This window comes from Amaricoccus sp. (assembly GCF_017993425.1).
Classification (GTDB): domain Bacteria; phylum Pseudomonadota; class Alphaproteobacteria; order Rhodobacterales; family Rhodobacteraceae; genus Amaricoccus.
The window spans coordinates 196,237-220,637 of sequence record NZ_JAGOMQ010000001.1; the positions used below are offsets into that span (position 1 = coordinate 196,237).

A 24,401-nucleotide genomic window follows, 5' to 3' on the forward strand; every position below is an offset into this window, starting at 1 on the left:
GGGCGCTTTCCTTGGGCATGGAAATGGCCCGCCGCTCTGGGCGTTTCAAGGCGGTCGCATCCTGACCCCGGGCCGGGGGGACGCGCAAGGCCGGCTCAGCGCCGGCGACGCGCCCCGCGGGCGGCGGCGAGCGCGCTGACGCCCGCCACGGCGAGGCCGAGGGCCGGCGGCAGGGGCACCGGGGCGGGGCCGGGAACCGCGGTGAGGCGGACGTTCGACATGCTGGCGGCGCTGGTCCAGCCGAGGCTGTCGCAGGCCGCGGTGGCGCAGCTGGCCGTCGTCGAGACGATCGAGCCGCCGAGCATCAGCGCCATCCCGACGCCAGTGCCCGGCGCCACCGCCGTCGCGGCCCGCAGGTCGAGCGCGGCGATGGTGTCGAGGTCGTCGCCCCAGACCCCGAGCAGCGACGCCCCGGCGGCGCTCGCCCTGGTGAAGTTGGTCGAGCCGAAGGTGATGCTGAAGTTGACGAGGTTCGTCTCGTCGAACGTGCCGCCGATGACGATCGTCGGCCGGTTGATGGTGACCGTCCCGAAGAGCAGGTCGCCCCGCACCAGCCCGACATTGGCGCAGCTGCCGTCGCAGGCGCCCGTGACGTTGTAGGTGATCGTCTCCGCCGCCGCCGCCGTGGCCAACATCGTCGCCAGCGCCGCCGCGATCCAGTTCCGCATGATGACCCTCGCTGCCAGAGTAGCGGACCCAGCCTATCACGGCTTCGCGATGCGGGCGACGCCGCCGGAGCCTCGCGGGATCGCGCCGGGCGGTCCGCTTGACACCCCCTGACGCAGGGGCGACAAGGCGGCGCTTCAGCAGGGCGGAGCCGGGATGGCGACCAAGAGCAAGGCCAAGGGCGGGATCCTCGAGCTCGTCAAGACCATCGTCTACGCGCTCCTCCTCGCCGGCGTCATCCGCACGCTGTTCTTCCAGCCGTTCTGGATCCCCTCCGGCTCGATGAAGCCGACGCTGCTGATCGGCGACTTCCTGTTCGTCAACAAGATGGCCTACGGCTACAGCCGGCATTCCTGCCCGTTCTCGCTCTGCCCCTTCACCGGCCGCATCCTCGCCCGCGACCCGCACCGCGGCGACGTCGTGGTGTTCAAGCACCCGACCAACGGCACCGACTACATCAAGCGGCTGATCGGGATGCCCGGCGACACGGTGGAGATGCGCGACGGCGTGCTCTTCCTCAACGGCGAGGAGGCGAAGCAGGAGCCGGCCGGGGTCTTCGTCGAGGAGAACGAGCCGCAGGGCCCGATGCGCGCGCTGCCGCGCTGCATGAACGCCCCCGTCGAGCCGGGCGGCGACTGCGAGAGCGCCATGCTGTGGGAGACCCTGCCGGGCGGCCCGCGCCACCTCATCCTCAACATCGAGGACGACGGCCCCGGCGACAACGCCGGCCCGTTCACCGTGCCCGAGGGCGAGTACTTCTTCATGGGCGACAACCGCGACAACTCGCTCGACAGCCGCTTCTCGCGCGGGGCCTTCGGCGTCGGCTCGGTGCCGTTCGAGAACTTCGTCGGCCGGGCGGACCGGGTGATCTTCTCCTCCGGCGGCGCCTCGATGCTGTTCTTCTGGACCTGGCGGCCCGACCGGTTCTTCGTCCCCGTCCAGGTCGCCTTCGCCCCATGAGGGCGCGGGCGGCGAGGCGCGCGCGGTGAGGCTGAGCCAGGCGATGGGGGAGGCCTCCGCCCGGCTCGGGCACGCCTTCGCCCGGCCGGAGCTGCTCGTCGAGGCGCTGACCCATCCCTCGACCGGCGCGCCGGCCCACAACCAGCGGCTGGAGTTCCTCGGCGACCGGGTGCTCGGCCTCGTCATCGCCGAGGCGCTGCTCGCCGAGGATCCCGGCGCCTCCGAGGGCGCGCTGGCGCCGCGGCTGAACGCGCTCGTCCGCAAGGAGACCTGCGCCGAGGTGGCGCAGGCGATCGACCTCGGCGCCGCGATGAAGCTCGGCCGCTCCGAGGCGCTGTCCGGCGGGCGGCGCAAGACGGCGATCCTCGGCGACGCGATGGAGGCGGCGATCGCCGCCGTCTACCGCGACGCCGGGCTCGACGCCGCCCGGGCGCTCGTCCTCCGCCTCTGGGGCCCGCGCATCGCCGCGGCGAAGGCGCAGGGCCAGGACGCCAAGACCGCGTTGCAGGAATGGGCGCAGGCCCGCGGCCAGCGGCCGCCGGACTATCTCGACATCGGCCGCGCCGGGCCGGACCACGCCCCGGTCTTCTCCGTCGAGGCCCGCCTCGAGGACGGCCGCGCCGCCCATGGCGAGGCGGCCTCGAAGCGCGCCGCCCAGCAGGCCGCCGCCGCGGCCCTGCTCGCACGACTGGAGGGCGAGGCATGACCGGAGCCCCGGAGACCCGCTGCGGCTTCGTGGCGCTGATCGGCGAGCCGAACGCCGGCAAGTCGACGCTGCTGAACGCCATGGTCGGGGCCAAGGTCTCGATCGTCACCCACAAGGTGCAGACGACGCGCGCCCGCATCCGCGGCATCGCCATGGAGGGCGCGTCGCAGCTCGTCTTCGTCGACACGCCCGGCCTCTTCCGGCCGCGGCGGCGGCTCGACCGGGCGATGGTCGCGGCCGCCTGGGGCGGGGCCGCCGACGCCGACGTCATCGTGCTGCTGATCGAGGCGCATCGCGGCCTGACCGAGGGCGTCGGCGCGATCCTCGCCGGGCTCGGCGAGCACCTGCCGGCGGGGCGCAAGGTCGCGCTCGCCATCAACAAGATCGACCGGGTGAAGGCCGAGGCGCTGCTCGGGCTCGCCGCCGAGGCGAACGCCGCCCGCGACTTCGCGGCGACGTTCATGATCTCCGCCGAGCGCGGCCACGGGGTGGCCGACCTCCGGCGCTGGCTCGCCGGCGAGGTTCCGCCCGGCCCCTGGCTCTACCCGGAGGACCAGCTCGCCGACCTGCCGCTGCGCCTCCTCGCCGCCGAGACGACGCGCGAGAAGCTGACCCTGCGGCTGCACCAGGAGCTTCCCTACGAGCTCACCGTCGAGACGGAGGGCTGGGAGGAGCGCAAGGACGGCTCGGTCAGGATCGACCAGGTGGTCTACGTCGCCCGCGACGGCCACAAGGGCATCGCGCTCGGGCCGAAGGGCGCGACGATCAAGGCGATCGGCCAGGCGGCGCGCGAGGAGCTGAAGGCCTTCCTCGGCCGCGAGGTGCATCTGTTCCTGACGGTGAAGGTCCGGCCGAACTGGCTCGACGAGGCCGAGCGCTACGGCGAGATGGGGCTCGACTTCCCCAAGGAGGGCTGAGCCCCGTGGAGCCGCGGCTGACCGCCGGGTTCTGGGTGCAGGCCTACCTGACCCGGCTGCGCCTCGCCGACATCCCCGCCTTCGTGGTCGCCCGGGGCGACGCCACCGCGGGGGCGGTGATCGTCAAGGTCGCGACCCTCGACGGGCGCGCGCAGGCGTTCCAGCGCACCTTCGATCTCCGCGGCGGCGGCCGGGTCTGGGCCGTGCTCGCCGAGGGCGCGGAGGCGGAGGTCGACGCGGCGCTGGCCCGGCAACGAGGCCACGACCCGGACCTCTGGGTGATCGAGGTCGAGGACCGGCAGGGGCGCAGCCTCCTCGGGGAGCCGGGGCTGGAGTGAAGGGAAGAGGCTCGGGACTCACCAGGGAACAGGGCCCCGCCTGCCTGTTCCCCGGAGCCGCCGTCACGCTCCGGACGCCTGGGCCACGGCGGGCGGCTCGTCAAGGACGCCTGCGGCGCCGGCGCCCGCGCCGGTAAATCCTTGACGACCCGCCCGCCGCGTCCCTTTCCGGCGTCCGCGCGACGGCGGCTCCGGGGAACAGGCAGGCTCGACGGGGGGCCTTGTCGCCGCGGGGGCTTGCCGCGGCGGCAGGGCTTGGCGATGAACGGGCATGATCGACTGGCGCGACGAAGGCATCCTGATCTCGGCGCGGCGGCACGGCGAGAGCGCCGCCATCGTCGAGATCTTCACCGCGGCGCATGGCCGGCACGCCGGCGTGGTGCGCGGCGGCGGCTCGCGGAAGATGGCGCCGGTCCTGCAACCGGGGGCTACCCTCGGGGTGGAATGGTCGGCGCGGCTCGAGGAGCATATCGGGCATTTCCGCGTCGATCCGGTCGGCACGCCCATCGCCGCGCTGATCGGCGACGGCGCCGCGCTGGCGGCGCTCGGCTCGGTGGCGGCGCTGATCGCCGCTTCGCTGCCGGAGCGGGCGGCGCATCCGGCGCTCTACGCGGCGAGCCGCGACCTCGTGGCGGCGCTCGGGCGCGCCCCCGACTGGCCGGCGCGCTATGCGCGCTGGGAGCTCGGGCTGCTGGCCGAGCTCGGCTTCGGGCTCGATCTCTCGGCCTGCGCGGTCACCGGCGCGCGCGACGGGCTCGCCTTCGTCTCGCCGCGCAGCGGGCGGGCGGTGACCCGCGCTGGCGCCGGCGACTGGGCCGGGCGGCTGCTGCCGCTGCCGGCGTTCCTGCGCGACGGCGGCCCGGCCGGGCCCGGCGAGATGGCCGCGGCGCTGGCGCTGACCGGGCATTTCCTCGAGGCCCGGCTCGCGCCGACGCTGGCGCGCGAGGCGCTGCCGGCGGCGCGGGAGCGGGCGGCGGCGGCGATCCTCAGGGTCTCGGCATGACCCCGGACTGGCTGCTGATCGGCGCGGTCTTCGTCCTCGGCGGCGTGGTCAAGGGCGTCACCGGCATGGGGCTGCCCACCGTGGCGATGGGGCTCCTCGGCGCGCTGATGTCGCCGCTCGCCGCGGCGACGCTGCTGATCGTGCCCTCCTTCGTGACCAATGTCTGGCAGCTCCTCGCCGGGCCGGACTTCCGCGTTCTGGCGCGGCGGCTCTGGCCGATGATGGCGGCGATCCTCGTCGCCACCATCCTCGGCGGCTCGGTCCTCGCCGCGGGCGACACGCGCGCGACCACCGCCGCCCTCGGGGCCGCGCTCGTCCTCTATGCCGGGCATGCGCTCGTCGCGCGCCCGCTCGCCGTCCCGGCGCGGCTGGAGCCCTGGCTGTCGCCGGCGGTCGGGGCCGCGACCGGCCTCGTCACCGGCGGGACCGGGGTCTTCGTCATCCCGGCGGTGCCCTATCTCCAGGCGCTCGGGCTCGGCAAGGACGACCTCGTGCAGGCGCTCGGCCTCTCCTTCACCGTCTCGACGCTGGCGCTCGCCGTCGGGCTCGGCGGGCGCGGCGCGGTCGGGACCGGCAGCCTCTGGGCCTCGGCGCTCGCCGTCCTGCCCGCCCTCGCCGGCATGGCGCTCGGCCAGGCGGTGCGGGCGCGGATCAGCCCGGCGCGCTTCCGCCGCTGGTTCCTCGTCTGCCTGCTCCTCCTCGGCGCCGAGATGCTGTCGCGGCCGTTCCGCTGAGGGCAGCGTCCGACCTGAGGGGAACGTCCGGCGGGATTGCGATCCGGAGCGGACCGCCCGGCGCAGCGCGACCCCGCCCGTCCGTCAGCCGCTGCCGCTCATCAGCGCCGCCGCCGCGATGCCGGTGAGCGCGATCAGCGCGAGCCCCGCCACGACTCCGCCGGCCGCCATGCCGAGCGCCACCTTGCCCCCCGTCGACACGTGCTCCGGATCCGGGTCGACCTTGCGCGGCGGCGCCACCGCCGGCCCGTCCGCCGGCGCCGTCGCGACCGCCGGCGCGTGCGGCCCCTGCGCGGCGCAGGCCGGCACGAGTGCAAGGGCGAGGAGCAGCAGGGCGCGCAGCAGCATGATCGGCCTCCGGAGCAGCGACGCCGACACTACCGCACGCCGCCGCGCCTCGCCTCCACCGTTTGGTGGATGCGCCGTTTGCCCCGCCGCCGCCGCATGCTAAGCCCCGGCCCATGAAGGACCTCCCCTCCCGCGAGGCGATCATCGCCTTTCTCCGCGACAACCCCGGCGCCGCCGGCAAGCGCGAGATCGCCCGCGCCTTCGGCCTCCGCGGCCCCGCCAAGGTCGAGCTCAAGGCCCTCCTCGCCGAGATGAAGCGCGACGGCCTGATCGAGGGCGCCCGCAAGCGCGCCCGCCCCGCGGGCGAGTTCCCCCCCGTCCTCGTCCTGCGCGTCACCGGCCCCGACACGATGGGCGACCTCTGGGCCGAGCCCGTCGAATGGGAGGCCGACGCCCCCGCGCCGCGGATCCTCGTCCTCTCCCGCCGCGACGACCCCGCCCTCGGCGCCGGCGACCGCCTGCTCGGCCGCCTCGTCCCGTCCGACGCCCCCGACGCGCCCCTCGCCGCCCGCGTCATCCGCCGCATCGGCATGGGCCCGCGCCGGGTGATCGGCATCTACCACCACGGCGAGACCGGCGGCCGCATCGCCTCGATCGACAAGCGCGCCGACCGCGACTGGATCGTCACGGAGTCCGACCGCGCCGGCGCCCGCGAGGGCGAGCTGGTCGAGGCCGAGCAGACCGGCCCCGCCCGCGCCCACGGCCTGCCCCGCGCCCGCATCATCGAGCGCCTCGGCGACCCGCACGCCCCGAGATCCGTCTCGCTCATCGCCATCCACGAGCATGGCATCCCCGACGAGTTCCCGCCCCAGGCCCTCGCCGAGGCCGCCGCCGCCGCGCCCGCGACCCTCGCCGGCCGCGAGGACCTGCGCGCCCTCCCCCTCGTCACCATCGACCCCGCCGACGCCCGCGACCACGACGACGCCGTCGCCGCCCACCCCGACGACGACCCGGCGAACCCCGGCGGCCACGTCGTCTGGGTCGCCATCGCCGACGTCGCCCATTACGTCCGCCCCGGCTCCGCCCTCGACCGCGAGGCGCTCCGCCGCGGCAACTCCACCTACTTCCCCGACCGCGTCGTCCCGATGCTGCCCGAGGCGCTCTCCGGCGGCCTCGCCTCCCTCCACGAGGGCGAGGACCGCCCGGTGATCGCCGTCCGCCTCACCCTCGGCGCCGACGGGGTCAAGCGCGGCCACAGCTTCCACCGCGGCCTGATGCGCTCGCGCGCCTCGCTGACCTACCAGCAGGCCCAGACCGCCGCCGACGGCGCCCCCGACGCGACCACCCTCCCCCTCCTCGACGCGGTCATCCGCCCGCTCTGGGCCGCCCACGAAGCCGCCGCCCGCGCCCGCGACGACCGCGCGCCGCTGAACCTCGACCTCCCCGAGCGCCGCATCCTGCTCTCCGACGAGGGCCGCGTCCTCTCCGTCGCCTTCCGCGAGCGCCTCGCCGCCCACCGCCTGATCGAGGACTTCATGATCCTCGCCAACGTCGCCGCCGCCGAGACGCTGGAGGAGAAGAAGCTCCGCCTCCTCTACCGCGTCCACGAGGAGCCGAGCCCCGAGAAGCTCGAGGCCCTCCGCGAGGTGGTCGCCTCCGTCGGCCTCACGCTGGCCAAGGGCCAGGTCCTGAAGACCTCCCAGCTCAACCGCCTCCTCGACGGCGTCGCCGGGACCGAGCACGCCGAGATGGTCAACATCAGCGTCCTCCGCACCATGACCCAGGCCTACTACGCGCCGGAGAACCTCGGCCATTTCGGCCTCAACCTGCGCCGCTACGGCCACTTCACCTCGCCGATCCGCCGCTACGCCGACCTGATCGTCCACCGCGCGCTGATCCGCGCCCACCGCTGGGGCGACTGGGCCGCCGAGGGCCTGACCCCGGCCGACGAGGACCGCCTCCCCGAGACCGGCGAGCACGTCTCGATGACCGAGCGCCGCTCGATGATGGCCGAGCGCGACACGACGGACCGCTACCTCGCCGCCTGGCTCTCCGAACGCGTCGGCTCCGAGTTCGAGGGGGTGATCTCCGGCGTCGCCCGCTTCGGCCTCTTCGTGAAGCTCGACGAGACGGGCGCCGACGGCCTCGTCCCGATCTCGACGTTGGGCCGCGAGTACTTCGCCTACGACCCCGACACGGCGACCCTGACCGGCGACGTCTCCCGCCGCGTGATAGGCCTCGGCCAGCGCGCCACGGTGCGTCTGGCCGAGGCGGCGCCGATCACCGGGGGGCTGCTGTTCGAGCTGCTGGCTGTGGAGGGGCGGACCCTGCCGACGCCGCGGCGGGGGGCGGCGAAGGGCGGGGGGAGGCGGAAGCTGTCGCGGGCGAGGGGGAAGTCGCGAGAGACGAATCGGAATCGATAGCATATCTTGATATATGTCTGAAAATATGCATTAATGCGCGCAAGAAAGATCTTTCAAAAGATCTGAATTTGACGCAGACTGTTTGCATGAGCGAATCAGTCCTGCCGCTGCGCCCCGACACCGAATTGTCTCCGCTGCCGAGCGTGGTGGGCGGGTTCTCCACCGTTCTGGCCGACCCTCCGTGGCGCTTCTCAAATCGGACAGGAAAGGTTGCGCCAGAGCATCGCAGACTCGATCGATACTCGACGATGCCGCTGGATGTGATCAAGAGGATCCCTGTGAGCCGCGCGGCGGCTTTGAACTCGCATCTCTATCTCTGGGTGCCGAACGCGCTTCTTCCCGAGGGGATCGAGGTGATGAACGCTTGGGGTTTTCGCTATGTTTCAAATATAATTTGGGCAAAACGCAGAAAAGACGGAGGCCCAGATGGAAGGGGTGTTGGATTTTACTTTAGAAATGTTACAGAAATACTTCTGTTTGGTGTTAGAGGCTCTATGAGAACTCTTTCGCACGCGCGATCTCAGGTGAATATGATCGAGACACGTAAGCGTGAGCACTCGAGAAAGCCCGATGAGCAGTATGCCTTTATTAGATCATGCTCGCCCGGCCCATACCTTGAGCTCTTTGCTCGCCATCCTCACGATGGCTGGGTGTCTTGGGGAGATGAGGCGTCGGACGAAATTATTCCGCGAGGACGTATCCACAAGGGCTATGGAGGCGCACACGCTCTACCCGCGCTGCAATCTAACGTTCGCGTGCCGGAGCGCCTCGCCGCGACCTTGAGCCAGGAGTTGCGTAAGCGATACGAGGATGGCGCAAGCGTCCGAGAAATATCGGAGAGTTCAGGCTACTCGATACAGAGAGTTCGGTCGCTGTTAAGTCTCGCCGACACCATGATGCGTCCGAGAGGTCGGCGAGCCAGCTAGACATAGGGATTTCCATTCCAAGTTTGTTCGGTGGCGGCAACAATCAGGACTGGGCACGATCCCATAACACCCCTTCTTAACCGCATCTGGGCCTTATCAAATGAGGTTACCGTAGATGTTACAAGATCGATAGGCAATTTAAAGTTTCTTGCCGCCTCCGGCAGGTTATTCTGATATTCCTTCCATAGCTTGCGAGCTAGAGAAAGAAGAGATAGCCGATCTTTGGTTATAATCACTCCAGCCGAGATAACGCCAGCTTCGTACCATGAGCGGTAGGAGGCCAAATCTCTATCTAAATTACCGTCCTTCGCATTCCATTCTACGTCAAGCACTATGCGATTCTTAAGATTATCTACGAGATACCCCTCCTGATACACTTCGGGCAACTCACCAACTTTCTTGTTGTCCGCGGAGAACAGTATCCCCTTCGTGGACAGGTCCAATCTAGCCTCTCGCCACCCTCTGGCGTGAAATTCGCTATCTATCTGTGAAGCAATGTCGCCTCTATTGCCGCCAGCCTTCAGCCACGATTTGGGATCAAGTCGATATCTTGATAATACTTCCACAATATCTTCCCATTCGTTTGGACAAACGGCCTTCATTATCGCGGAGGCGGAATTTGATTCCATGTACGACCAATGGTCTCTGGCCGTCCTTGGAAGGACGTTGGGGTCATCGTAAGTTCTCGTCTCAAACACTCGAACATTCCGGAAAAATTCAGTGTCAACCGCACTTTGCGGAAGCACTGCCTTCCGGGTCAAGCACCAACGTTGCTTGTTCTTAAGCCTCGCTTGCCAGACCTAAGGCCGATACGTCCCAAAACTCCACAAATGCCCCTCCGGGTCGCGGGCCGTGTACTCCCGCGCCCCGTAGTCCGTGTCCGCCAGCGGCCGCAGGATCTCCGCGCCGGCGGCGACGGCGCGGGCGTAGTGGGCGTCGATGTCGTCCACCGCGACGTAGACGCCCTCCCCCTCGGTCCAGGGGTTGGCCGGCTCAGTGAGGCGGGCGGAGCCGAACATCACCATGCCGTTGCCGTAGCGCAGCTCGGCATGGGCGACGCTACCGTCCGGCCCCTCGTGGACCGCGTGCCGGGCGAAGCCGAAGGCGCGCTCCAGCCAGTCGGCCGCGCCGGGCGCGTCGCGGTAGCGCAGCGCCGGGAACAGGCTCGCCGTCACGCCGCTCTTCGCATCGCCCATCGCTCGCCTCCCGTGCTCGCCGGCGTTAACACCTAACGCCCGGTAAAAAAGTGGCAAGCCGGATTCCAGCCGCATTCCAGCCCGATTCCAGCCTCAACAGATCGCCGTAAACCATTGCCCCGCCGCCGCTCCGTCCCGGGGCCGTCACAACAGCGCCGCCAGCCGCCCCATCCGAGTCCGATACCGCGCCTCGACCCGCTCCCGCGCCACGTGCCGCCCGTCGCACACGCTGTGCCGCCCGGCCGACCACACATCGCGGATCGCCCCGTCCGAGGGGCCAAAGACCAGCGAATCCAGCCACATATCCGGCCCGATCCCGGCGAGGGCGAGGTGCTCCGCATCCAGCCCCACGAGGTCGGCCAGCGCCCCTACCCGGATCGCCCCCGCCTCCCGCCCGAGCGCCCGGCAGCCTCCCTCGAGCGCCCCCGCCCACAAGAGCGCTCCGCTCGACCCCGGCGCCGCCAGCAGCGCGTTCCGCGCCCCGTCCCGCAGCCGCTGCCCGTATTCCAGCAGGCGAAGCTCCTCCCGCAAGTCTATGCGAACATTGGAATCCGTCCCGATCCCGAACACTCCTCCCGCGGCGAGAAACCGCGCCCCGTCAAACACCCCGTCCCCCAGATTCCCCTCCGTAACCGGACAAAGCCCCGCCACCGCCCCGGACCTCGCCAGCCCCGCCGTCTCCTCCGGCGTCATGTGCGTGGCGTGGATCAGGCACCAACGCGCGTCAACCCCTTGATCCAGCAGCCATTCCACCGGCCGCGCCCCTAAGCGCGCCACGACCTCCCGCACCTCCGCCGGCTGCTCCGCCGCATGGATATGCACCGGACCCACGGGGTGCGCCGCCGCCACCCCGGCGAGCATCTCCGGCCCCACCGCCCGCAACGAATGCGGCGCCACGCCCATCCGCGCATCCCCCGGCAGCCCGGCGAGATGCCGCGCGGCGCCCTCATGCAGGCGCTCGAACCCGTTGAGATCGCAGCCGAACCTGAGCTGCCCCCCGGCGAGCGGCCTGCCGTCCGCGCCGCCGAAGGCGTAGAGGACCGGCAGCAGCGTCAGCCCGATCCCGGTCTCCGCCGCCGCCGCGCAGATGCGGGCGGAGAGCTCCGCCGGATCGGCGTAGGGCACGCCCCCCGGGCCGTGGTGGAGGTAGTGGAACTCCGCCGCCGCGGCGAACCCCGCCTCCTGCATCTCGACGAAGGCGAGCGCCGCGATCGCCTCGACGTCGTCGGGGTCGAGCGCCTCAAGGAAGCGGTACATCAGCGCCCGCCAGGTCCAGAAGCTGTCCGCCTCCGGCCCCCGCCGCTCGGTCCGGCCGGCCATGGCGCGCTGGAAGGTGTGCGAGTGCAGGTTGGACGGCGCCGGCAGCAGCGCCCGCGGCGGTCCGCCCGGGTCGCGGGCGCCGGGCGTGACCGCGGCGATGCGGCCGTCGGCGCCGATCTCCACGGCGACGTCGGCGGTCCAGCCTTCGGGCAGGAGGGCGTGGCGGGCGAAGATGGTCGGCATCGGGCCTCCGCGCTGGCGGGACGGCCATCCTCTCGCATAGGATGGGGAGAACGCCAGAGGGAACCCGTGGACCGGCTGCTGACCAACGCGACGGTGGCGACGATGGCGCGCGGCGGCGCGCCCTACGAGCTGATCGAGCGCGGCGCCGTGGCGCTCCGCGACGGCCGCGTCGCCTGGGTCGGCCCGGCGGCGGAGGCGCCGGGCGGCGTGACGGCGGAGGACCTCGGCGGGCGGCTGGTCACCCCGGGACTGATCGACTGCCACACGCATCTCGTCTTCGGCGGCGACCGGGCGCGCGAGTTCGAGATGCGGCTGCAGGGCGCGAGCTACGAGGAGGTGGCGCGCGCCGGCGGCGGCATCGTCTCGACGGTGCGGGCGACGCGGGCGGCGCCGGAGGCGGCGCTCCTCGCCGGCGCGCTGGCGCGGGCGGACGCGCTGGTCGCCGAGGGGGTGACGGCGATCGAGATCAAGTCGGGCTACGGGCTCGACGTCGCGACCGAGCTGCGCCTGCTGCGGGTCGCGCGCGAGGTCGGGCAGACGCGGCGGCTGCGCGTGCGGGCGACCTTCCTCGGGGCCCATGCCGTGCCGCCGGAGTTCGCGGGCGATCCGGACGGCTACCTGGAGGCCGCCTGCCTGCCGGCGCTGGGGCAGGCGGCGGCGGCGGGGCTGGTCGATGCGGTGGACGGGTTCTGCGAGGGGATCGCCTTCTCGCCGGCGCAGATCGCGCGGGTCTTCGACCGGGCGCGGGCGCTCGGCCTGCCGGTGAAGCTGCACGCGGAGCAGCTCTCGAACCTCGGCGGCGCGGCGCTGGCGGCGGGCTACGGGGCGCTGTCGGCGGACCACCTCGAATGGCTCGACGCGGTAGGCGTGGCGGCGATGGCGGCGGCCGGGACGGTCGCGGTGCTGCTGCCCGGCGCGTTCTACACGCTGCGCGAGACGCGGGTCCCGCCGGTCGAGGCGCTGCGGGCCGCGGGGGTCGAGATGGCGGTCGCCACGGACTGCAACCCGGGATCGTCGCCGATGGCCTCGCTCCTCCTCGCGATGAACATGGCCTGCACGCTCTTCCGGCTCACCCCGGAGGAGGCGCTGGCTGGCGCGACGCGGGCCGCGGCGCGGGCGCTCGGCTACGACGATTGCGGGGTGATCGCGCCGGGCATGCGGGCGGATCTGGCGGTCTGGGATGCGGGCCACCCGGCCGAGCTCGCCTACCGCATCGGCTGGAACCCGCTGGCGTGGCGGATCTTCGAGGGGGTGGACGATGGAGGCTGACCCGAGGGTGAACCGGCGCGACGTCTTCCCGCCGACCGGGCCGGAGATCAGCGCGCGGTCCTGGCTGACCGAGGCGCCGCTCCGGATGCTGATGAACAACCTGCACCCGGATGTGGCAGAGAACCCGCACGAGCTCGTCGTCTATGGCGGGATCGGCCGGGCGGCGCGCACCTGGGCGGACTTCGACCGCATCGTCGCGACGTTGCGCGACCTCGGGCCGGAGGAGACGCTGCTCGTGCAGTCGGGCAAGCCGGTCGGGGTGTTCCGCACCCAGACGGACGCGCCGCGGGTGCTGATCGCCAACTCGAACCTCGTGCCCCGCTGGGCGACCTGGGACAAGTTCCACGAGCTCGATCGCGCCGGGCTGATGATGTACGGCCAGATGACCGCGGGGTCGTGGATCTACATCGGCACGCAGGGCATCGTGCAGGGGACCTTCGAGACCTTCGCCGAGGCCGGGCGGCGGCATTACGGCGGCGACCTGACGGGGCGCTGGATCCTGACGGGCGGGCTCGGCGGCATGGGGGGCGCGCAGCCGCTGGCCGCGGTGTTCGCCGGGGCCAGCTGTCTCGCGGTGGAATGCGACGAGACCCGCATCGATTTCCGCCTGCGCACCCGCTACCTCGACGAGAAGGCGACCTCGATCGACGAGGCGCTGGCCATGATCGATCGCTGGACCGCGGCGGGCGAGGCGAGGTCGGTCGGGCTCCTCGGCAATGCGGCCGAGGTGTTCCCGGAGCTGGTCCGCCGCGGGGTGCGGCCGGACATCGTCACCGACCAGACCAGCGCCCACGACCCGGTGAACGGCTACCTGCCGGCAGGCTGGACGGTGGGGGAGTGGCGGGCGCGGCGGGAGAGCGACCCGAAGGGCGTCGAGCGGGCGGCGCGGGCCTCGATGCGGACGCAGGTCGAGGCGATGGTGGCGTGGTGGAACGCCGGGCTGCCGGTGCTCGACTACGGCAACAACATCCGCCAGATGGCGCTGGAGGAGGGGCTGGCCGACGCCTTCGCCTTCCCGGGCTTCGTGCCGGCCTACATCCGGCCGCTGTTCTGCCGGGGGATCGGGCCGTTCCGCTGGTGCGCCCTCTCCGGCGACCCCGAGGACATCCGCCGCACCGACGCGCGGGTGAAGGAGCTGATGCCGGACGACGCCCACCTGCACCGCTGGCTCGACATGGCGGCGGAGCGGATCGCCTTCCAGGGGCTGCCGGCGCGGATCTGCTGGGTCGGGCTCGGCGACCGCCACCGGCTGGGGCTCGCGTTCAACGAGATGGTGGCGTCGGGCGAGCTGAAGGCGCCGATCGTCATCGGGCGGGACCACCTCGACAGCGGCTCGGTGGCGAGCCCGAACCGCGAGACCGAGGCGATGCGCGACGGCTCGGACGCGGTCAGCGACTGGCCGCTCCTGAACGCGCTGCTCAACTGCGCGTCCGGCGCGACCTGGGTGTCGCTCCATCACGGCGGCGGCGTGGGCATGGGGTTCAGCCAGCACGCCGGCATGGTGATCGTCGCCGACGGCACGCCGGAGGCGGCGCGGCGGCTGGAGCGGGTGCTGTGGAACGACCCGGCGACCGGGGTGATGCGCCATGCCGACGCCGGCTACGAGATCGCGCTCGACTGCGCGCGCGAGAAGGGGTTGCGGCTGCCCGGCATCCTCGGAAACTGAGGGCACGGGGCCGAAGGGGGAGAGACGATGAGCGAGAGCCGGATCGGACTGGTCGGACTGGGCACGATGGGCGGGGCGCTGGCGCTCAACATCGCCGAGAAGGGCTTCGACATCGCGGTCTGGAACCGGACGACCGAGGTCGCCCGGCGCTTCCACGCCGAGGCGGGCGATCTCGCGGCCCGGATCACCCCCACCGAGACGCTGGAGGCGCTGGTGGCGGCGCTCGCGCGGCCGCGGGCGATCATCCTGATGGTGCCGGCCGGCAAGGCGGTGGACGAGCAGATCGCGGCGCTGCGGCCGTTGCTGGAGCCCGAGGACCTCATCATCGACGCCGGCAACGCCAATTTCCACGACACCAACCGGCGGTCGCGGGCGGGCGGCGGGGCCTTCCTCGGCATGGGCGTCTCGGGCGGCGAGGAGGGGGCGCGGCACGGGCCGTCGATCATGGGCGGCGGCCGGCGCGCCGACTGGGACCGGGTGGCGCCGGTCCTCGAGGCGATCGCCGCGAAGCACAAGGGCGAGCCCTGCGCGGCGTGGCTCGGCGAGGAGGGCGCCGGGCACTTCGTCAAGACCGTCCACAACGGCATCGAATACGCCGACATGCAGATGATCGCCGAGATCTACGGCGTGCTGCGCGACGGGCTGGGGCGGAGCGCGGCGGAGATCGGGGCGACCTTCGACGGCTGGAACCGCGGGCGGCTGCAATCCTATCTCGTCGAGATCACCGGCAAGGTGGCGGGGACGCTCGACCCGCAGAGCGGCCTGCCGATCCTCGACGTCATCGTCGACGCGGCGGGGCAGAAGGGCACGGGGCGCTGGACGGCGATCGAGGCGCAGCATCTCGCGGTGCCGGTGCCGGCGATCGAGGCGGCGGTGGCGGCGCGGAACCTGTCCGCGGCGCGGGCGGCGCGGCGGGAGGCGGAGGCGATCTTCGGCGCCGGGCCGCGGCCCCTGCCCGCGGGCGCGCTCGACGAGGCGACGCTGGAGCGGGCGCTCGTCTGCGGCAAGGCGCTCTGCTACGCGCAGGGCTTCGAGATGATCGCCGCCGCCTCGCGCGAGTTCGGCTGGACGCTGCCGCTGCCGCTGATCGCGCGGATCTGGCGGGCGGGCTGCATCATCCGCTCGGCGATGCTCGACGACATGGCCTCGGCGCTGGCGGAGGCCCCGGACCGCAACCTGATCTTCGCGCCGTTCTTCGCGGAGCTGGTGAGGGAGACCCACGGGGCGCTGCGCGAGGTGGTGGCGGCGGCGGCGCTCCACGGGATCGCCACGCCGGCGCTCGCCTCGGGCGTCGCCTATTTCGACGCGCTGCGCACGGCGCGGGGGACCGCCAACATGATCCAGGGCCAGCGCGACTTCTTCGGCCTGCACGGATTCGAGCGGCTCGACGACGGGCGGAAGGGCCAGCACGGGCCGTGGGCGAGGTGAGGCCGGGGCGCTGTCCATCCGGCGGCCCGACGCTGTTCACGCGTGAATATTCGGCAAGCCATTGATTTTATTTGGTCTGGTTTTGTGAACAGCGAGGCCCGCACACTACACGACAGTGGAGAGAAATATCGGTCGGGAGGGTGCGGGACGGTGAAGCCAGACGGATTTGACCCGTGGCGAATCCGTCTGCGATCGCCCCTGCGGGGGGCGAGCGCGATTCCGCGCTCGCCGGGGCGATCACGGCCGGATTGCGCGGTGCGTGGAAATCTGGACCCCCCACGGCCTCCGCGCCAATGCGCTCCGGCCGTCGGCGCGGCGAAAGCCGGGCTTTCGCTTGTCGCGCCGCAGCCTCGCGGGCAGAGCCCGCTTCGGTCGGGGCGAGCGCCGCAGCCTCGGGCGGCGACCGGCTCCTGTCGTGTAGTGTGCGAGGCCCGACCGCGCTTCGCGACTCTTGCCTTGCCCCGCGTGCCCCTCATGGCCCATCGCCCGCGATGCGCGCCGGACGGGCCCGAGCAAATGCGAACGGGCGACATCTTGACCATGTTTATTTGCGCGCAAATATAATTCGAAATATATTTGCAGATATTTTGAATATAATGGCAAAAATTATTGCACATTCATCAGCACCGCATTTCGCGGCGCCGCTCGATTCACTTGAAGCTTGCGCCAAGGCCGACCGCCCCCCAGAACGGCGCGGCCCCGGGGAGGCGCGGAGCCTTCCCGGGGCCGGCAGGTCGTCGCTCGATGCGCTGGGGGGTCAGGCCGCCTTGGCGGCCGTCTTGCGGCGGGCGACGGCGCCGAGGCCGCCGAGACCGCCGAGGAGGAGCCAGGCGGCCGCAGGCAGCGGCACGGGGGCGACGTCCATCCGAACGACGAGGTCGTCATAGTCGGTGTCGGAGGTCGCGCTGTCGTTGAAGAGCGCGTAGACGGTAGACGGCGACTTCTGGAAGAGCGCGATGCTCTTGTAGAAGCCCGAGGAGGCGCCGTTCGCCACCGTGCCGGCCGGCGAGGCGGTGCTGAACGAGAACGGCACGTCGCCGGCGCCGAGCTTCAGCGAGAAGCTGTCGTTGCTCCCGCTCTTGTTGTCGAAGCCGTCGACGCCGTCGACCTTGAACGTGTTGTGGTAGTCGGCCTCCGTGCCGAAATAGGTGAAGGTGACCTTGCCCGCCTTGTCGAGCGCGAGCGTCGCGTTGCGCTGCACCTGGACGCCCGGAGCGAGATCGCCTTGCGGGACATTGGTGCCGAAGTTGGTCGGCAGCCAGAACGCATCGCCGCCGCCGACGGAGAAGGTCGCCGCCTCGGCGGCAGCGGTGAAACCGAAGGCCGCGACGGCGGCGATGGCGAGGAATTTCATGATCGTTACTCCCTGGAACACACCCCGGGAGCACCATCGGTTTTCCTCGAATTCTTTTCAATCGCGACGCGACATTCTGGTTAATCCGCGATCGCCCTGCGGTCGCGCGGGCGTCGCCGCCTCAGCCGTCGTCGGACGAGGGGCCGGCGAAGTCCTCCATCAGGACGGCGAGGGCGGATTCGAGGGCTGCGAGGCGGTCGGCGCCGAGGCGGGCGAGGAGCGCGGCCTGGTGCTCGCGGGCGAGCTCGGCGAGCTCGGCCAGCGCCTGCCGGCCGTCCGCGGTCAGGTCGAGGCGCTCGATGCGGCGGTCGCCGGCGTCGGTCGCGCGGCGGAGCCAGCCGCGGCGCTCCAGCCCGGCGACGGCGCGGCTGACCTTGGTCTTGTGCATCCCCGAGCGGCGGACGATCTGCGCGGCGGTGAGCTCGTCGGCGCGCCCGAGCAGCGCGAGGACGCGCCATTCGGGGCGGGTCATGTGGTGGCGGGCCCGATAGCGCACCGCGAAGCCGGCGCTGGCCGCGTCCGCCGCCCGGTTGAGGCGATAGGGCAGGAAACCCTCGAGGTCGAAAGCGGCGTCCATCGTCCATCCTTCGATGCCGACGGGCCGATGGTTACGGCCGGCGCCGGCCTTCGGCAAGTGCGGGCGCCGCGGGCGCGCCGCGGATGCGTAAAGCTTCGCCGATGCGGAACCGGCGCGCCGGCGCTGCGTTACCGCCCGCCAGCGAGGATGAGGGACATGCGCGTTTTCACCTGCCGCACCTGCGGACAGCTCGTCTATTTCGAGAACGGCCGCTGCGAGCGCTGCGGCTCGGAGCTCGGCTTCCTGCCGGAGACGCTGCGGCTGGAGACGCTCGTCCCGGCGGCGGACGGCGGGGGTCTGGAGACCGTCGGGCCGAACCCGGCGGCGGCGCAGCGCTGCGCCAATTTCGAGAGCGCGGGCTGCAACTGGCTGACGCCGGTCGGGCCGTCGACGCTCTGCGTCTCCTGCGCGCTCGGGCGGCGGATCCCCGACCTCGGGGCGCCGGAGAACGTGACGTTCTGGCGCGAGGCCGAGGCGGCGAAGCGGCGGCTGGTCTATGCGCTGCTGCGGCTCCGGCTGCCGCTCGCCATGCCGACGGGCGCGCCGCTGGTCTTCGACATCCTGTCGGACGCGGGCGAGACCGAGCCGGTGCTGACCGGGCATTCCGACGGGCTCATCACCATCAACCTCGCCGAGGCCGATCCGGCGGAGCGGGAGCGGCGGCGGGCGGATCTCGGCGAGGCCTACCGGACGCTGCTCGGGCATTTCCGCCACGAGGTAGGGCATTTCTACTGGGACGCGCTGGTTCGGGACGGCGGCAAGGTCGAGGAGTGCCGGGCGGTCTTCGGGGACGAGAGCGCCGACTACGACACGGCGCTGCAGAGCTACTACGCGAACGGGGCGCCGCCGGACTGGCAGGGGGCCTATGTCTCGCGTTACGCCACCATGCATCCCTGGGAGGATTTCGCCGAGACCTGGGCGCATTACCTCCACGTCGTGGACGCGCTCGACACGGCGGCGGCGTTCGGGATGAAGGTCGATCCCGCGGCGGCGCACGAGACCGGGCTCAACGCCGACATCGGCGGGGATTACTACCGGGCGGGGCGGATCGAGGGGCTGGTCGAGGACTGGCTGCCGCTCGCCTATGCGGTCAACAACCTCAACCGCAGCCTCGGGCAGCCGGACCTCTATCCCTTCGTGCTGTCGCCGTCGGCGATCGCCAAGCTCGGCTTCGTGCAGGACCTGATCAACGGCGCCCGCGCGGGCTGAGGCCGGGGCGGGGGCCCCTTCGCGCGCGCGAAGGGGCGCGGCCGGGCCCTTAGGCACTTCGTGGCTTCGATCCGCGCGGCGCCGGCTTCGCGCGCGCGAAGGGGCGCGGGGCCGTCGCCGCCGGCGTCATGCCGCGCCGCCACGGCCGGCTTCGCTCGCGCGCGAAGGGCCATGTCTTTGTGATCCGGCCCGTTCGGGTCGCGAGCGTCCGCAGCCGGCCGGCCCGGAAGAGGGCCGGCCGCGGGCGGCGCGTTGCCTTGCCGGCGGGGCCGCCCTAAAGGGGGCGGGCGAAGGCGCGGGGAGAGGCGGCGATGCGGAAGAGCGATCCGGCGAGCCTTCCCTGCGGCCACGGCTAGGCCACGCGGCGATGTCCGAGAGCGCGCGCGGCCTCACGGCCATCGTCGTCGCCTGCGTGATCTGGGGGCTGTCGGGCATCTTCTTCAAGGCGCTGGCCGAGGTGCCGCCGCTCGAGGTGCTGTCGCACCGGGTGGTGTGGACGGTCATCTTCGTCGGGCTGGCGATCGCCGCGCAGGGGCGGCTCGGCGAGGTGGCGGCGGCGGCGCGGCGGCCGCGGCTGGTGGCGGCGCTGGCCTGCACCGGCATCCTCGTTGCGGCGAACTGGTTCGGCTTCATCTCGGCGGTGCAGGCGGGGCGGGCGCTGGAGGCGAGCCTCGGCTACTACGTGTTCCCGCTGATCGCGGTGGCGCTCGGCTTCGTGGCGCTCGGCGAGCGGTTCAGCGCCTTGCAGGGCGCGGCGATCGCGCTGGCGGCGCTGGCGGTGGCGGTGCTGACCTGGGGCTTCGGCGCGCCGCCGTGGATCGCGCTGATGCTGGGGACGACCTTCGCGCTCTATGGCCTCGTCAAGAGCCGGCTCGGGGTCGGGCCGGTGATCAGCGTGCTGATCGAGACCGGGCTCCTCGCCGGGCCGGCGCTCCTCTGGCTGGTCGGGTTGCAGGCCGGGGTGGTCGCGGACCCGGGCGGCCGGCCGGGCGGGTTCTTCGGCTCGGGCTGGCGGGTGACGGCGCTGCTGGCGCTGTCGGGGCCGCTGATGACCGGGGCGCCGCTGATCCTGTTCTCCTATGCGGCGCGGCGGCTGCGGCTGGCGACGCTGGGGCTGACGCAGTATCTCAACCCGACCTTGCAGTTCCTCGTCGCCACGCTGGTCTTCGGCGAGGCCTTCACCCGCTGGGACGCCATCGCCTTCCCGATGATCTGGGCGGCGCTGGCGCTCTATTCCTTCGAGGCCTGGCGGCGGTCGCGGGCCGCGCCCGGGGCGGCGGGATAGGGCCTAGCCCAGGCGCTGGCGCAGGCGGGCGAGGAGGTCGGGGACCGTGGGGACGACCTCGAGGTAGGTGAGGAACTCCGGCTCGGCGAAGCCCTCGGCGACGAGGTGGCCGAGGAGCGTGCGGAGCGGGCCCCAGTAGCCGCCGACGTCGAGCAGGAAGGCGGGCTTGGCGTGGAGGCCGAGCTGGCGCCAGGTCAGCACCTCGAAGAGCTCGTCGAGGGTGCCGGGCCCGCCGGGGAGCGCCACCACGGCGTCGGCGTTCATGAACATCACCTTCTTGCGCTCGTGCATGGTCTCGGTGATCACGAGGAGCGACAGGTCGCGCCGGCCGACCTCGCGGTCGGCGAGGTGCTTCGGGATGACGCCGAAGGTGGGGCCGCCGGCGGCCTGGGCGGCGCGGGCGGTCTCGCCCATCAGGCCGACGTCGCCGGCGCCGTAGACGAGGCGGAAGCCCGCCTCGGCGAGGCCGGCCCCGAGGGCGCGCGCCGCCTCGGCGTAGGCGGGGTCGGCGCCGTGGCGCGAGCCGCAGAAGACGCAGACCGAGGCGCGGGCGGAGGCGGGGGCGGAAGCAGGGGCGGCGAGGCTCATGGACAGGGGCGCCGTTTCTCAGTAGCGTCAGGACGTTGACGTGTTAGCAGGCGTCCGGGTGTTCGGCGAGCCCTGCGGCTCGCGGCCCGCGCGCGAGGAGCAAGCCGGGTCATGGCGCTGCCGGTCGCCGCCATCGCGATTTCCGTCGCCCTTGCCGCCGCGGCGACCGGCGCCGTGGTGCTGGTCTCGCGGCGCGCGGCGGAGACCGCGCCGCCGGCCGCGTCGGCGCCTGTCGTCGCCGCCGCCCCTGCCCCTGCCGCCGTCCCGCCGGAGCCGGCCGCGCCTGTCGGCGCCGCGCCCGCCGCGCCGGAGCCTGCGGCGGTCGCGGATGCGCCGGCGGCGCCGAGCCTCGACGTCGTGCGGGTGACGCCGGAGGGCTCGGCGGTGGTGGCCGGGCGGGCCGAGCCGGGGGCGACGGTGACGCTCCGGACCGAGGACGGCACGGTGGCCGAGACCGAGGCGGACGCGGCGGGCGAGTTCGTCGCGGTCTTCGAGACCACCCCCTCGACCGAGCCGCGCACCCTGACCGTGGAGAGCGAGACGCCGGAGGGCGTGCGGGTCGCCTCGTCCGACGTGGTGGTGCTGTTGCCCGAGCCGCCGCCGCTGTCGCTGGAGGACCCGCAGGGGTTCGTTCCGGCGGCGGGAACCGCGCCCGAGGCGGCGACGGACGGCGCGGCGGCGGCGCCGGAGGGGACCGAGGTCGCGGCGGCGGGCGCTCCCGAGGCGGGAGCGTCGGCGCCGGGCGCCCCGGAAGCGGAAGCGCCGGGCGCCGTGGAGGCGGGCGTGTCGGCGCCGGAGGCCGGGGAGCCGGAGCCGGGCGCCCCGGCGGGGACGGAGATCGCGGCGGCGGCGGCCGGCGGGCCGAGGCCGCGGGTGGCGGCGACGGCGGTCGTGCGGGGCGGCGACGTCGAGGTTCGCCCGACGGAGGCCGGTCCGCGCGGGCTGACGCTCGCCAGCGTCTCCTATGCCGGCGAGGGCGACGAGATCACGCTGGCGGGCCTCGGCGCGGCGGGCGCGCGGCTGCGGGCCTATGTCGACGACCGCTTCGCCCGCGACGGCGCGGTCGGGGCCGACGGGCGCTGGACGCTGGCGCTCGGCGACGTCGCCGCGGGCGTCCACCGGCTGCGGATCGACGCCGTGCGCGACGACGGCACGGTCGAGGCGCGGCTGGAGACGCCGTTCCAGCGCGACATCCCCGCGGCGGCGCCGGCGGGACGGCCGGGCACGGTCACCGTGCAGCCGGGCGGCAACCTCTGGACCATCGCGCGGACGCATTACGGCTCCGGCGTGCTCTATACCCGCATCTACACGGCCAACCGCGAGCTGATCCGCGACCCGGCCCTGATCTATCCCGGCCAGATCTTCGTTCTGCCCGAGGGCGAGACGGACAGGTGACGCGGCGCCCTCCGACCGCCGGGCCGCCGTCGGCCGGCTGGCGCATCATCCGCAAGGTCGGGCCGCATCTCTGGCCGGAGGGCGACCGCGAGGCGCGGGTGCGGGTCGGGCTCGCCATCCTCGCGCTCCTCGTCGCCAAGGGGGCGACGGTGGTGACGCCGTTCTTCTTCAAGGAGGCGGTGGACGGGCTGGCGCCCGCGGCGCAGGACGGCGCGCCCGGCTATCTGCTGGCGCTGGGGGCGATCGGGCTGACGCTCGCCTACGGGCTGATGCGCTTCCTCGGGGTCGCTTTCGCGCAGGTGCGCGACGCGGTGTTCGCGCCGGTGGGGCAGAACGCGCTGCGGGCGATCGCGCTCGAGACGTTCGAGCATATCCATGCGCTGTCGCTGCGCTACCACATCACCCGCAAGACCGGGGGCCTCAGCCGGATCATCGAGCGCGGGGTGAAGGGCGTCGACTTCCTGCTGCGGTTCCTGCTCTTCTCGATCGTGCCGCTGATCCTCGAGCTGGCGCTGGTCGGGGTGATATTCCTCTTCGCCTTCGACGTCTGGTATCTCGCGGTCGTCTCGGGGACGATCGCGGTCTACGTGTGGTTCACCTTCGTGGTCACCGAGTGGCGGGTGAAGATCCGCGAGCGGATGAACGCGCGCGACACCGAGGCGAACCAGAAGGCGATCGACAGCCTGCTGAACTTCGAGACGGTGAAGTATTTCGGCGCGGAGGGGCGCGAGGCGGCGCGCTACGACGCCTCGATGGCGGGCTACGCCGAGGCGGCGACGGAGACGCAGGTGTCGCTGGCCTGGCTCAACGCCGGGCAGACGCTGATCATCACGCTCGGGCTCGTCGCGGTGATGGCGATGGCGGCGCGGGGGGTGGACGCGGGGGCGCTGACGGTCGGCGACTTCGTGATGGTCAACGCCTACATGCTGCAGATCACCCTGCCGCTCGGCTTCCTCGGCACGGTCTATCGCGAGATCCGGCAGTCGCTGATCGACATGGACGCGATGTTCGACCTGCTGGACCAGCCGGCGGAGATCGTGGACGCGCCGGACGCGCGGCCGCTCGTCGTCGGCGCGGGGCGGATCGAGTTCCGCGACGTGAGCTTCGCCTACGAGGCGGAGCGGCCGATCCTGCGGGATTTCTCGCTGGTGGTCGAGCCAGGGCGGACGGTGGCGCTGGTGGGGCCGTCGGGGTCGGGGAAGTCGACGGTGGGGCGGCTGCTGTTCCGGTTCTACGACCCGACCGCGGGGGCGGTGACGATCGACGGGCAGGATTTGCGCTCGGTGACCCAGGCGTCGCTGCGGGCGGCGATCGGCATGGTCCCGCAGGACACCGTGCTCTTCAACGACACGATCGGCTACAACATCGGCTATGGCCGGCCCGGAGCGACGCAGGACGAGATCGAGGCGGCGGCGCGGGCGGCGGCGATCCACGACTTCATCGCGTCGCTGCCGCAGGGATATGACAGCGTGGTCGGCGAGCGCGGGCTGAAGCTCTCGGGCGGCGAGAAGCAGCGGGTGGGCATCGCCCGGACGCTGTTGAAGGATCCGCCGATCCTGCTGCTCGACGAGGCGACGAGCGCGCTCGACACCGGGACGGAGCGGGCGATCCAGGAGAGCCTCGCGGCCATGGGGCGGGGGCGCAGCGTGATCGTGATCGCGCACCGGCTGTCGACGGTGGTCGAGGCGGACCGGATCGTGGTGCTGGAAGGCGGCCGGGCCGTGGAGGCGGGGACGCACGACGCGCTGCTGGCGCTCGGCGGCCGCTATGCCGGGCTGTGGCGGCGCCAACTGGCGCAGGAGGCCGCCGAGGAGCCGGAGGCGGAGGCGGAGGCGGAGGTGGTCTGATACCATTTCCGGCTGATCAGATCGGGATGGCGCGCTTGGGCCACCAGTGGAAGCCGGTCTGTCCGCGGATGAGGTCTGGATCGTTGGCGAGCTTGACGCATCGGGTGGCGACGACGGCGTCGA

At 72.5% G+C, this 24,401-nt stretch carries 22 protein-coding genes and 1 pseudogene; 15 read left to right on the forward strand and 8 right to left on the reverse strand.

From position 1 onward, the window contains the following. Nucleotides 1–95 precede the first annotated feature (95 nt). A complete protein-coding gene (locus tag KBB57_RS00890; protein ID WP_290745349.1) occupies nucleotides 96–668 on the reverse strand; it encodes a hypothetical protein in 573 nt (190 codons plus the stop codon). A 154-nt stretch (nucleotides 669–822) separates the two neighbouring features. Here KBB57_RS00890 and lepB point away from each other — a divergent pair, with 154 nt between their 5' ends. From lepB to KBB57_RS00920, 6 genes are all read left to right on the forward strand, one after another. After that, nucleotides 823–1,626, forward strand: coding sequence for a signal peptidase I (gene lepB, locus KBB57_RS00895; RefSeq protein WP_290745351.1), 804 nt, complete (start codon nucleotides 823–825; stop codon nucleotides 1,624–1,626). 43 nt (nucleotides 1,627–1,669) lie between these two features. Continuing rightward, nucleotides 1,670–2,332 (forward strand): ribonuclease III, encoded by a 663-nt coding sequence (gene rnc, locus KBB57_RS00900; protein WP_290745414.1) that lies wholly within the window; start codon nucleotides 1,670–1,672, stop codon nucleotides 2,330–2,332. Next, on the forward strand, nucleotides 2,329–3,249 hold the full coding sequence (gene era, locus KBB57_RS00905) for a GTPase Era (protein WP_290745355.1): 921 nt from the start codon (nucleotides 2,329–2,331) through the stop codon (nucleotides 3,247–3,249). The genes rnc and era overlap by 4 nt, the downstream gene beginning before the upstream one ends. Before the next feature lie 5 nt (nucleotides 3,250–3,254). Next, complete coding sequence (locus KBB57_RS00910; RefSeq protein WP_290745358.1) at nucleotides 3,255–3,587, forward strand: DUF1491 family protein; 333 nt, start codon at nucleotides 3,255–3,257, stop codon at nucleotides 3,585–3,587. 274 nt (nucleotides 3,588–3,861) lie between these two features. Next, nucleotides 3,862–4,590: a DNA repair protein RecO gene (gene recO / locus KBB57_RS00915; RefSeq protein WP_290745417.1), complete on the forward strand. Its 729-nt coding sequence runs from the start codon at nucleotides 3,862–3,864 to the stop codon at nucleotides 4,588–4,590. Continuing rightward, complete coding sequence (locus KBB57_RS00920; RefSeq protein WP_290745361.1) at nucleotides 4,587–5,324, forward strand: sulfite exporter TauE/SafE family protein; 738 nt, start codon at nucleotides 4,587–4,589, stop codon at nucleotides 5,322–5,324. The genes recO and KBB57_RS00920 overlap by 4 nt, the downstream gene beginning before the upstream one ends. A gap of 84 nt (nucleotides 5,325–5,408) precedes the next feature. Here the strand turns inward: KBB57_RS00920 and KBB57_RS00925 are convergent, their stop codons facing one another. Beyond that, on the reverse strand, nucleotides 5,409–5,672 hold the full coding sequence (locus tag KBB57_RS00925) for a hypothetical protein (RefSeq protein WP_290745364.1): 264 nt from the start codon (nucleotides 5,670–5,672) through the stop codon (nucleotides 5,409–5,411). 113 nt (nucleotides 5,673–5,785) lie between these two features. Here KBB57_RS00925 and rnr point away from each other — a divergent pair, with 113 nt between their 5' ends. Further along, complete coding sequence (rnr, locus tag KBB57_RS00930; RefSeq protein ID WP_290745367.1) at nucleotides 5,786–8,035, forward strand: ribonuclease R; 2,250 nt, start codon at nucleotides 5,786–5,788, stop codon at nucleotides 8,033–8,035. A gap of 86 nt (nucleotides 8,036–8,121) precedes the next feature. Then, a pseudogene (locus KBB57_RS00935) lies at nucleotides 8,122–8,706 on the forward strand (MT-A70 family methyltransferase); the annotation flags it as partial. A 251-nt stretch (nucleotides 8,707–8,957) separates the two neighbouring features. On the opposite strand, the gene KBB57_RS00940 reads toward KBB57_RS00935, so the two are convergent. From KBB57_RS00940 to KBB57_RS00950, 3 genes are all read right to left on the reverse strand, one after another. Further along, nucleotides 8,958–9,659, reverse strand: coding sequence for a BglII/BstYI family type II restriction endonuclease (locus KBB57_RS00940; protein ID WP_290745370.1), 702 nt, complete (start codon nucleotides 9,657–9,659; stop codon nucleotides 8,958–8,960). Nucleotides 9,660–9,761: 102 nt separating this feature from the next. Next, nucleotides 9,762–10,157 carry a VOC family protein gene (locus KBB57_RS00945; RefSeq protein WP_290745373.1) on the reverse strand — a complete coding sequence of 132 codons (396 nt, stop codon included), beginning with the start codon at nucleotides 10,155–10,157 and terminating at the stop codon, nucleotides 9,762–9,764. A 144-nt stretch (nucleotides 10,158–10,301) separates the two neighbouring features. Continuing rightward, nucleotides 10,302–11,660: a formimidoylglutamate deiminase gene (locus tag KBB57_RS00950; protein WP_290745375.1), complete on the reverse strand. Its 1,359-nt coding sequence runs from the start codon at nucleotides 11,658–11,660 to the stop codon at nucleotides 10,302–10,304. A 102-nt stretch (nucleotides 11,661–11,762) separates the two neighbouring features. Between KBB57_RS00950 and hutI the strand changes: the two genes are divergently transcribed. From hutI to gndA, 3 genes are read left to right on the forward strand one after another with little or no spacing between them, the layout of a single operon-like run. Next, a complete protein-coding gene (hutI, locus tag KBB57_RS00955; protein ID WP_290745420.1) occupies nucleotides 11,763–12,929 on the forward strand; it encodes an imidazolonepropionase in 1,167 nt (388 codons plus the stop codon). Continuing rightward, nucleotides 12,919–14,595 carry a urocanate hydratase gene (gene hutU / locus KBB57_RS00960; RefSeq protein ID WP_290745378.1) on the forward strand — a complete coding sequence of 559 codons (1,677 nt, stop codon included), beginning with the start codon at nucleotides 12,919–12,921 and terminating at the stop codon, nucleotides 14,593–14,595. Before hutI ends, hutU begins: the two co-directional genes overlap by 11 nt. A 27-nt stretch (nucleotides 14,596–14,622) precedes the next feature. After that, nucleotides 14,623–16,023, forward strand: a complete 1,401-nt coding sequence (gene gndA / locus KBB57_RS00965; RefSeq protein WP_290745380.1) for an NADP-dependent phosphogluconate dehydrogenase — start codon at nucleotides 14,623–14,625, stop codon at nucleotides 16,021–16,023. A 757-nt stretch (nucleotides 16,024–16,780) separates the two neighbouring features. Here gndA and KBB57_RS00970 read toward each other — a convergent pair. Together KBB57_RS00970 and KBB57_RS00975 are read right to left on the reverse strand one after the other, a co-directional pair. Next, on the reverse strand, nucleotides 16,781–17,377 hold the full coding sequence (locus KBB57_RS00970) for a VPLPA-CTERM sorting domain-containing protein (RefSeq protein WP_290745383.1): 597 nt from the start codon (nucleotides 17,375–17,377) through the stop codon (nucleotides 16,781–16,783). Between the two features lie 121 nt (nucleotides 17,378–17,498). Continuing rightward, entirely contained in the window at nucleotides 17,499–17,954 is a 456-nt protein-coding gene (locus tag KBB57_RS00975) for a MarR family transcriptional regulator (protein ID WP_290745386.1), read from the reverse strand. Between the two features lie 156 nt (nucleotides 17,955–18,110). Between KBB57_RS00975 and KBB57_RS00980 the strand changes: the two genes are divergently transcribed. Beyond that, nucleotides 18,111–19,163, forward strand: coding sequence for a putative zinc-binding metallopeptidase (locus KBB57_RS00980; RefSeq protein ID WP_290745389.1), 1,053 nt, complete (start codon nucleotides 18,111–18,113; stop codon nucleotides 19,161–19,163). 367 nt (nucleotides 19,164–19,530) lie between these two features. After that, on the forward strand, nucleotides 19,531–20,448 hold the full coding sequence (gene rarD, locus KBB57_RS00985) for an EamA family transporter RarD (RefSeq protein ID WP_290745392.1): 918 nt from the start codon (nucleotides 19,531–19,533) through the stop codon (nucleotides 20,446–20,448). 3 nt (nucleotides 20,449–20,451) lie between these two features. On the opposite strand, the gene KBB57_RS00990 is transcribed toward rarD, so the two are convergent. After that, nucleotides 20,452–21,036: a TIGR00730 family Rossman fold protein gene (locus tag KBB57_RS00990; protein ID WP_290745395.1), complete on the reverse strand. Its 585-nt coding sequence runs from the start codon at nucleotides 21,034–21,036 to the stop codon at nucleotides 20,452–20,454. A 111-nt stretch (nucleotides 21,037–21,147) separates the two neighbouring features. On the opposite strand from KBB57_RS00990, the gene KBB57_RS00995 reads away from it, so the two are divergent. After that, complete coding sequence (locus KBB57_RS00995) at nucleotides 21,148–22,431, forward strand: LysM peptidoglycan-binding domain-containing protein (RefSeq protein WP_290745397.1); 1,284 nt, start codon at nucleotides 21,148–21,150, stop codon at nucleotides 22,429–22,431. Beyond that, nucleotides 22,428–24,278 carry an ABC transporter ATP-binding protein/permease gene (locus KBB57_RS01000; RefSeq protein ID WP_290745400.1) on the forward strand — a complete coding sequence of 617 codons (1,851 nt, stop codon included), beginning with the start codon at nucleotides 22,428–22,430 and terminating at the stop codon, nucleotides 24,276–24,278. Before KBB57_RS00995 ends, KBB57_RS01000 begins: the two co-directional genes overlap by 4 nt. The last annotated feature ends 123 nt before the right edge of the window (nucleotides 24,279–24,401 follow it).